Raw genomic sequence first — 8,886 nt, 5'->3', positions numbered from 1 at the left:
GACTTTTTTATGTTATATGTTTTTCTTTTGTGAAATGTAAAATGCGAGTCGTAATAAGATGTGAGAAATGAAATGCTACTTAAATATCAACTCCAGAAATCATTGAGGCTCTGAATAAAAAACTTAGCATCTTAGCGCCTCAGAAGCTTAGCACCTTTAAGAAAACTACCATTCATTTACCTTATTGGCATCCATTTTTAAGAAGATAAACAGTAAAATTGTGAATCCCCAGAGTCCGGAACCTCCATAAGAAAAGAAAGGCAAAGGAACCCCAATTGTTGGGAAAATTCCAATAACCATGGCAATGTTAACAAAGAAGTGTATAAACAAAATTCCGGCAACACAATACCCGTATACCCTGCTGAATTTTGTTTTTTGTCTTTCAGCCAGATAAATAACTCTCAGAAATAAACCGGCAAAAAGCAAGATTACCACTAGAGATCCTACAAAACCCCATTCTTCACCAACAGTTGTGAAGATGTAATCGGTGTGTTGTTCAGGAACGAATCCTCCTTTGGTTTGAGTTCCTTCAAGGAAACCTTTTCCAATCCATCCCCCGGATCCAATAGCAATTTCAGATTGATTGGTGTTGTATCCAATACCTTTCATGTCAACACTTTTTCCTAATAAGATATTAAAACGGTCACGGTGGTGCTGTTTAAAAACATTATCGAAAACATAATCTACAGAGAAAACAAAAGCAGACATAACAGCTAAAAGAATACCGCTTAAGATAATATTTCTATCAACCACCCTGCCTTTGAAATGTATGATCGTTAAAACTCCTAAGGCAATTAAAATAACTACATAAGGTTCCAGAACGAGTGTTAATACAAATAATAGAATAGTAATGAATCCAGTCCATACGTACCAGGATGGTAGCCCTTCTCTATACAAAACAATAATGAAAATACTATAAATTAAAGCACTTCCTGGATCGGGTTGAGGTAAAATCAATAATACAGGTGAAAATACAATAGCCAAAGCCTGAAGCTGTCTGTTAGTGTCTTTCAGGTTGATTTGTGTGTCACTTAAATATTTGGCCAATGCCAATGAAGTGGCTGCCTTGGCAAACTCAGATGGCTGCAAAGTGAAGCTGCCAATAGCGTACCAACATCTTTGTCCGGCAATAGTTTTTCCGAATAAGAACAAACCGGCTAAGGACAACAGTGAAACGCCAAAAATAATAGTCGCATATTTCTCGTAGAACTTTCCATCTACAAAAAGCACCACAAAAATCAGAGGAATGGTACATCCGATAAAGATTAATTGCTTTTGGTAAGTTCCTTCGGTTGATAATAAAGAGGAAGAATAGATGTTCAGCCACCCTAATATCACCAACGAAATGTAGATAAAAACGCTTATCCAGTCAATGTTATTTTTTACACTTTGATTTTTCATTTGAAATAATCTTTGTTAGTTCTTTTTAGTGGTGTCTGATACTGTTTTTTTAACTTCTGCTTTAGGTGTCACCGGTTTAACGGGAACAATTTTAGCTTTTAAAGTAGAATCTTTTGGTGTAGATTCAATGGCACTGGCTTCGTTCATACCGCCCAGTTTTGCATATTCGCTGGCTAAGCTTTTGTTTAAAACCCTTGTTTCTAAATCGGTCCTGGTGATTTTATGTCTCAGATATTTTTCGATCATTAAACTGGCAATCGGCCCCGCAACTGTTGCTCCGAACCCTCCATTTTCAATCATAATTGCAATTGCAATTTTTGGATTATCCTTTGGTGCAAAAGCCACAAATATAGAGTGATCTTTAAGCTGTGTTCTTTTGCCGTTAATTTTTGCAAAATTTTCTGCAGTACCTGTTTTTCCACAAATATCAATGCCTTCTACCCTAAGGGCGTAAGCTGTTCCTTTGTTATACACATCAAACAAACCGCTTATGACTGGCGGAAAATATTTTTGGTCAATTGTGGTAACATGTTTAGTGGTGAATTTTGCATCAATTTTCTTTCCTTCAATCTTTTTAATGATGTGAGGGGTATAATAGTATCCCTGATTGGCGACAGTTGCCATCATATTGGCTAGTTGGATTGGAGTCATTAAAACTTCTCCCTGACCAATAGCATTTGATACGATGGTTGTACTTCTCCAGCCTCCGTTAGGATAAATTCTTTTATATGTTTTTGATGTTGGGATATTTCCTCTTTTACCTGTTGGCAGGTCATAGCCCATAAATTGTCCCAAGCCGAAACTTTTAATGTGATCGCTCCATACATCTACCGCCTTAGCAGGATTGTTATATTTGTTAATGGTTAGCATGTAAGATTGTGCAAAATAGGTGTTACAGGAATTGTAAATCCCATTGTGTAATTGATGAGGGCCAAAACCGTGGCATTTCATAAAACGACCTCTACCATAGCTAAATCCATGGTGGCACATAAAAGTGGTCTGCTCGTTGATAACACCTTCCTGTAAAGCAACCAGACCGGTAAGAATTTTAAACGGAGAACCGGGAGGGTACTCTGCTAAAAGGCCTCTGTCGTATAATGGTTTTGCAATCGAATCGTGATATAAAAGGGTGTAATTTTTAGATCGTTGTCTTCCAACTAAAATTCCGGGATCATAAGAAGGAGCGGTTACTAATGCCAAAATCTCCCCACTTTTAGGTTCGATAGCGACAATTCCTCCTCTTTTATTGATCATTAACTCTTCTCCGTATTTTTGAAGCTCGGCATCAATTGTTAAGTTGATGTCTTCTCCTGCTACGGCGATAGTATCGTATCTACCCTCTTTGTAAGAGCCAATTTCTCTATTGTATTTGTCTTTCTGAATATATTTTACACCTTTAATACCTCTAAGGATGTCTTCGTAGCTTTCTTCAACACCTTGCTTTCCAATTAAATCTCCACTATTGTAGTAAGGGTTTTTGGCAATTTGTCGTTCGTTTACCTGTGTGATAAAGCCAAAGATGTTGGCACCGTAATCTACTTCATAGTCACGAAGAGAACGCTTTTGAAAATAAAAGCCTTCATATTTTCGAATTTTTTCCTGAAAAGCGGCGAATTCATTTTTGTTCAGCTGTGCTAAAAATACCGAAGGCAGTCTTGGACTGTATACCTTGGCCTTGGCAATTCTTTTATCGTACTCTTCTCTGGTAATGTTTAATAAAGCACAGAATTCAGGAATATTAAGGTCTTCTTTGATTTCTCTCGGAATCACCATGATGTCATAAGAAGCCTGATTGGCAACCAATAATTTTCCATGTCGATCATAAATATAACCTCTTTCCGGATAGTCATACTTTTTCTTTATGGCATTATTTTCGGATTTTAACTTAAACGAATCATCGATAATCTGCAAATAAAAGATCCTGATCACTAGCAAGGATGCTGCAATAATAATTAAAGAGGGCAGCAAAACTTTTCTCATCGTTTATTAGGCTTAATAAGGTAAATTATGATAATTGAGGTGATTATGGTAAAGATCGAACTAAATAAAGTTCGGAGCAAAACATCCAGAATAAATTTGAACTGAAAAGCTTCGAGAATAAATAACACGATGTGGTGTAATACAACAGAAACTAAAATAAATGAAAATCGTTCGGGAGTTAAGGAATCATTCAGTTTAATAGTTTGATATTCATAACTAAGTCCAAACGAGAATTTAAAAATATAAGGCCTGTAATAAGCCAGTACAAGACAGGCTGCTGCATGAATTCCTCCCGAATTACAAAACATATCCATGATAATTCCAAGTAAAAAACTCGAAACGATCAAACCCGTTCGGTTGCTGTTTACCGGATACAAAATAATGTACAAGATATATGGGAAGGGACTTATGTACCCTAAAAAATTCATATTATTGAAAATAACAACCTGAATTGCTAGTAACATAATAAATCGAAAAATATTGAGTAACAAAGCGCTATTCATTTTTCTCCTTGTTTTCTAAATTAATAAGTTCTTCTCTGTCCTTGCTCTTGATGATGTATACGTGCCCCAAGTTGGTCATATCGTTAAACAGTTTAACATTTATAACGTAGTAACTTGTGTTTTTCTCAATATAGATCTTGTCAACCGTTCCAATGTTGATTCCTTCAGGGAAAATTACCGATTGTCCTCCGGTTACGATGGTGTCACCTTTTCTGATGGAAGCTAATCTCGGAACATCTTTTAACTGTGCAAATCCGGTACTTTTACCGTCCCAGGTCAATGATCCAAAATGATTTGACTTTTTAATCTTGGCATTGATTTGAGATTTTGTATTCAAAATACTTACGACAGTCGCATATCTTGGTGATGTGTCATCAATAATACCAATAATTCCTAAGCTATTGATTACCCCCATATCTGGTTTAACGCCATCGTTTGCCCCTGAGTTAAGCGTGATGAAATTTTCATGTGTGTTATAGGAGTTGTGAATTACTTTTGAAACAATAATATCCGCAGGTTTAACTCCTTTTACACTGTCTGCCAAAGGTAGTTTTGTGGTGTCTTGTTTGTTGAATAATAGACTTTTTAATCTTGCGTTTTCAAGTACAAGTTCGTCATTTTCAGTTCTTAAATTCAAATATTCATTTACGCGATTGATTCTTTCATAAACACCTCCGCTTAGAAAATTGGCCGAACTGATTATTTTGCTTCTGTGGTAAGAATGAGACTGAACTGTGAGTGCCAACGAAATACCTAAAAGCAGCAAAAACAGCAATCGATTACTGTTTCTTATAATGAAATTAAAAATTTGCTGCATTTCTTGTGTGGTTATTTTGTTTCAGGATATGCTTTTGGTTTCAAATTTAATCAGAGCCAAATGTTTAATTTGGCTCCGAGAAAATATATTGATTGTTATTATGGATCTTATTTGATTAAGATACTTTTGAACTTTGTAATGTTTTTAAGTGCCATTCCGGTTCCACGAACAACAGCTCTTAACGGGTCTTCAGCAATATAAACAGGTAAATCTGTTTTTTGCGAAATACGTTTGTCAAGACCTCTTAACATCGATCCACCACCAGCTAAATAAATACCTGTGTTGTAGATATCGGCTGCTAATTCCGGCGGAGTCTGAGATAATGTTTCCATTACCGCATCTTCAATACGCTGAATCGATTTGTCAAGTGCTTTTGCAATTTCACGGTAAGAAACATCTACTTGTTTTGGTTTCCCTGTAAGTAAGTCTCTACCCTGAACAGACATATCTTCCGGTGGTCCGTCTAAATCTTCGATTGCGGCACCAATTTGAATTTTTATTTTCTCTGCAGTACTTTCTCCAACAAAAAGGTTGTGTTGCGTACGCATGTAATAAACAATATCATTTGTGAAAACGTCACCTGCAATTTTTACAGATTTGTCACACACAATTCCACCTAGTGCGATAACGGCAATTTCTGTAGTACCACCTCCAATATCAACAATCATGTTTCCTTTTGGCTGCATGATATCGATACCAATACCAATTGCTGCTGCCATTGGTTCGTGAATTAAGTAAACTTCTTTTCCGTTTACTCTCTCACAAGATTCTTTTACCGCTCTCATCTCCACTTCGGTAATACCGGATGGAATACAAACCACCATTCTTAAAGCCGGAGTGAACATGCGTTTTTTTAATGCCGGAATGCTTTTGATGAACATGTTGATCATCTTTTCCGAAGCATCAAAATCAGCAATTACACCGTCTTTCAAAGGCCTTATGGTCTTGATGTTTTCATGCGTTTTACCTTGCATCATATTGGCTTCCTTACCAACAGCAATGATTTTGCCTGATATTCTATCACGTGCAACGATCGATGGACTATCAATAACAACTTTATCATTATGTATGATTAAAGTGTTTGCGGTACCAAGGTCTATCGCAATATCCTCGGTCATGAAATCAAAAAATCCCATAAGTTTTTTAGGGGTTTAAAATGTTATAAATTATTTTGAACAAAGTTAAACAAATTAATGTTTAAAATGACGTGTTCCCGTAAATACCATTGCAAGATTGTTTTCATTGCAATAATTTATGCTTAATTCGTCTTTTATTGAGCCTCCTGGCTGAATAACAGCAGTTATTCCTGCTTTTTTGGCTAATTCTACACAATCCGGAAATGGAAAAAATGCATCACTTGCCATCGAAGCACCGGTTAAATCAAATCCAAAAGCTTTTGCTTTGTCAACTGCCTGAACTAAAGCGTCAACTCTTGAAGTCTGACCTGTTCCTGACGAAATTAATGTTCCGTTTTTAGCAAATACGATTGTATTTGATTTGGTGTTTTTACAAATTTTTGAAGCAAATATCAAATCTTCTATTTCTTCAGCTGTAGGCTCAGTAATAGTAACGGTTTTTAAATGCTCTTTAGTATCTGTAATATTATTTCTGTCCTGAATTAACAATCCGTTAAGACATGTTCTTACTTGTCTTGTTGGTAATTCAACTTCATTTTGAATTAAAATAATTCTGTTTTTCTTTTCTTGTAGTATTGTAATTGCCTCTTCGTCATAACTTGGAGCGATTACTACTTCACAGAACAATTTATTGATTTCTTCTGCTGTTGCAACATCAATTTTAGTATTTGCAATCAAAACTCCACCAAAAGCAGATGTTGGATCACAAGCCAGTGCTGCTAAATAAGCCTCACTAATTGTTTTTCTTGAAGCTAAACCACAAGCGTTATTGTGTTTTAAAATGGCAAATGTTGGGCCGTCAGTTTTGAACTCATTAATTAAGTTTACTGCAGCATCAACATCTAACAAGTTGTTGTATGATAATTCTTTTCCGTGAACTTTTTTGAACATAGCATCAAAATTGCCAAAGAAGAATCCTTTTTGATGAGGGTTTTCACCGTATCTTAAAACCTGACCATCTGCAATACTTTCTTTGTAAATGGTTTCGTCAGTGTTGAAATAGTTAAAAATAGCTCCGTCGTAGTGAGAGGAGACGTGGAATGCTTTGGTAGCCAATAATCTTCTGTTTTCAAGAGTAGTTGCTCCATTTTGCGCTGTAATCAAATCTAAAAGCAGGCTGTATTCGTTTACCGAAGCAACAATTACAGTGTCTTTGAAATTTTTTGCACCGGCACGGATCAAAGAAATTCCGCCAATGTCAATTTTTTCAATAATATCTTGCTCACTTGCACCTGAGGCAACTGTTTTTTCGAACGGGTACAAATCAACGATTACTAAATCAATCTGAGGAATATCAAATTCTTTCATCTGCTGAACGTCACTTTCGTTATCCTGACGGTTCAAAATTCCACCAAAGATTTTCGGGTGAAGTGTTTTTACTCTTCCTCCAAGAATTTCAGGGAAAGAAGTAATGTCTTCAACAGGAACAACAGGAATACCAAGGTTTTTTATGAAATCTTCGGTTCCTCCGGTCGAGTAAAGTGTTACATTTTGTTCGTGTAATTTTCTAACGATTGGCTCTAAACCGTCTTTTGAAAAAACAGAGATTAATGCCGATTGTATTGTTTTAGTTGTGCTCATCGTGTAGTTATGATTTTTGAGACTGCAAAAGTAGTTTTTTTATATATTATTTTAAAGAAAATTAATGTAACATTATGCTAAAAAAATCTACTGATGAGTAAGTTAACTTTTATTAGGTTTTTGATTTTAAATTATTGAATTTTACTTTATTGAAAAATACGACTATATGCTTGTTTATCTAAGATTATTAAAAGAAAGTTTGGGTTTTGCCGTAAATGCGCTGCGAAATAATAAACTGCGAACGTTGTTGTCGTTATTAGGGGTTACGATCGGAATTTTTTCGATTATTGCTGTTTTGGCAGCGGTCGATTCTTTAGATCGTAAAATTTCTAAAGATTTGAGTAGCTTAGATAAAAATACAATTTATTTAATGAAGTTTAGTTTTGGACCTTCTGAAATTCCACAATGGAAAAGAGATCAGTTTCCAAATGTGAAATATGATGAGTATGTAGGGCTGAAAAATTCATTGACCAATACGGATCAGGTGGCGTATCAGCTTTTTGTGAAACACGAAAGTTTAAAATACGATTCAAAAACCGTAAGTGATGTAAATATTATCCCGTCGTCGAATGAAATTGTAAATATTGAAGGGTTAAGTTTTGATAAAGGGAGATTTTATACCGAATCTGAGTCGAATTCCGGTGCGGCTGTTATTGTTTTGGGTTACGAAATTGCTGAAGGGCTTTTCGGCACAAGTGATCCTATTGGGAAAAGTATCCGTTTGTACGGACAACGCTTTAATGTAATTGGTGTAATTGCAAAACAAGGAGCAGGTTTTTTTGGAGACAGTAATGATACATCGGTTTATTTGCCGGCTAATTTTTTACGCCGAATGTATGGTGATAGTGATGCCATGACACCCGTAATTGTTGTGAAGCCTGTAAAAGGGATCGATATGGATGCTTATAAAGCACAGGTGGCACAAAAAATAAGAGCTATTCGTGGTATGAAAGCCGGAGAAATAGATAATTTCTTTATTAATGTACTTTCCGGATTTACCGATTTTATAGATGGAATTTTAGGACAGATGAATGTTGTGGGATGGATTATCAGTGGATTTTCTCTTCTGGTAGGTGGTTTTGGAATTGCCAATATTATGTTTGTATCTGTAAAAGAAAGAACCAATTTAATCGGAATTCAGAAATCACTGGGCGCTAAAAACCGATTTATTTTATTTCAATTTTTGTTTGAAGCAGTAATTCTTTCTGTTATTGGTGGAATAATAGGTTTGGTGATGGTTTGGGGAATTGCACTGGTCTTAACAAAAATGCTTGATTTTGAATTTGTTCTTAGTTTCGGGAATATAATTTTAGGAACCACTCTCGCCGCATTTATCGGTCTAATTTCGGGAATATTGCCGGCAATCTCCGCTGCAAATCTGGATCCGGTTGAAGCCATTCGAACCGGGATGTAGGCATTCTGCTAAAAAATCAATTTTTAACCGTTATTATTTTAGCTCAGCTGTTGA

Annotated in this window: 7 protein-coding genes; 1 reads left to right on the top strand and 6 read right to left on the bottom strand. The window is 35.8% G+C overall.

From position 1 onward, the window contains the following. Window positions 1-165: 165 nt before the first annotated feature. From rodA to purH, 6 genes are all read right to left on the bottom strand, one after another. Window positions 166-1,401 (bottom strand): rod shape-determining protein RodA, encoded by a 1,236-nt coding sequence (gene rodA / locus C245_RS0119935; RefSeq protein ID WP_017498383.1) that lies wholly within the window; start codon window positions 1,399-1,401, stop codon window positions 166-168. 15 nt (window positions 1,402-1,416) lie between these two features. Next, on the bottom strand, window positions 1,417-3,381 hold the full coding sequence (gene mrdA / locus C245_RS0119930) for a penicillin-binding protein 2 (protein ID WP_017498382.1): 1,965 nt from the start codon (window positions 3,379-3,381) through the stop codon (window positions 1,417-1,419). Next, the gene (locus tag C245_RS0119925) at window positions 3,378-3,884 is read right to left on the bottom strand and encodes a hypothetical protein (protein WP_026110182.1); all 507 of its coding nucleotides are present in this window, start codon (window positions 3,882-3,884) and stop codon (window positions 3,378-3,380) included. Before C245_RS0119925 ends, mrdA begins: the two co-directional genes overlap by 4 nt. After that, window positions 3,877-4,701 (bottom strand): rod shape-determining protein MreC, encoded by an 825-nt coding sequence (gene mreC / locus C245_RS0119920; protein ID WP_017498380.1) that lies wholly within the window; start codon window positions 4,699-4,701, stop codon window positions 3,877-3,879. Before mreC ends, C245_RS0119925 begins: the two co-directional genes overlap by 8 nt. A gap of 107 nt (window positions 4,702-4,808) precedes the next feature. After that, window positions 4,809-5,837, bottom strand: coding sequence for a rod shape-determining protein (locus C245_RS0119910; RefSeq protein WP_017498379.1), 1,029 nt, complete (start codon window positions 5,835-5,837; stop codon window positions 4,809-4,811). Window positions 5,838-5,891: 54 nt separating this feature from the next. Continuing rightward, on the bottom strand, window positions 5,892-7,418 hold the full coding sequence (purH, locus tag C245_RS0119905; RefSeq protein WP_017498378.1) for a bifunctional phosphoribosylaminoimidazolecarboxamide formyltransferase/IMP cyclohydrolase: 1,527 nt from the start codon (window positions 7,416-7,418) through the stop codon (window positions 5,892-5,894). Between the two features lie 166 nt (window positions 7,419-7,584). On the opposite strand from purH, the gene C245_RS0119900 reads away from it, so the two are divergent. Beyond that, a complete protein-coding gene (locus C245_RS0119900; protein WP_017498377.1) occupies window positions 7,585-8,832 on the top strand; it encodes an ABC transporter permease in 1,248 nt (415 codons plus the stop codon). Window positions 8,833-8,886: the final 54 nt, after the last annotated feature.

It is taken from the genome of Flavobacterium sp. WG21 (assembly GCF_000335775.1).
In the GTDB taxonomy this organism is placed as follows: Bacteria; Bacteroidota; Bacteroidia; order Flavobacteriales; family Flavobacteriaceae; genus Flavobacterium; species Flavobacterium tructae.
This window is presented reverse-complemented; position numbering and strand designations above follow the sequence as displayed.

What these genes read in the sequence shown, in the direction of transcription:
- C245_RS0119900 (WP_017498377.1), top strand. Translation starts at nt 7,585, where the DNA reads ATGCTTGTTTATCTAAGATTATTAAAAGAAAGTTTGGGTTTTGCCGTA.
- rodA (WP_017498383.1), bottom strand. Translation starts at nt 1,401, where the DNA reads ATGAAAAATCAAAGTGTAAAAAATAACATTGACTGGATAAGCGTTTTT.
- C245_RS0119910 (WP_017498379.1), bottom strand. Translation starts at nt 5,837, where the DNA reads ATGGGATTTTTTGATTTCATGACCGAGGATATTGCGATAGACCTTGGT.
- mreC (WP_017498380.1), bottom strand. Translation starts at nt 4,701, where the DNA reads ATGCAGCAAATTTTTAATTTCATTATAAGAAACAGTAATCGATTGCTG.
- C245_RS0119925 (WP_026110182.1), bottom strand. Translation starts at nt 3,884, where the DNA reads ATGAATAGCGCTTTGTTACTCAATATTTTTCGATTTATTATGTTACTA.
- purH (WP_017498378.1), bottom strand. Translation starts at nt 7,418, where the DNA reads ATGAGCACAACTAAAACAATACAATCGGCATTAATCTCTGTTTTTTCA.
- mrdA (WP_017498382.1), bottom strand. Translation starts at nt 3,381, where the DNA reads ATGAGAAAAGTTTTGCTGCCCTCTTTAATTATTATTGCAGCATCCTTG.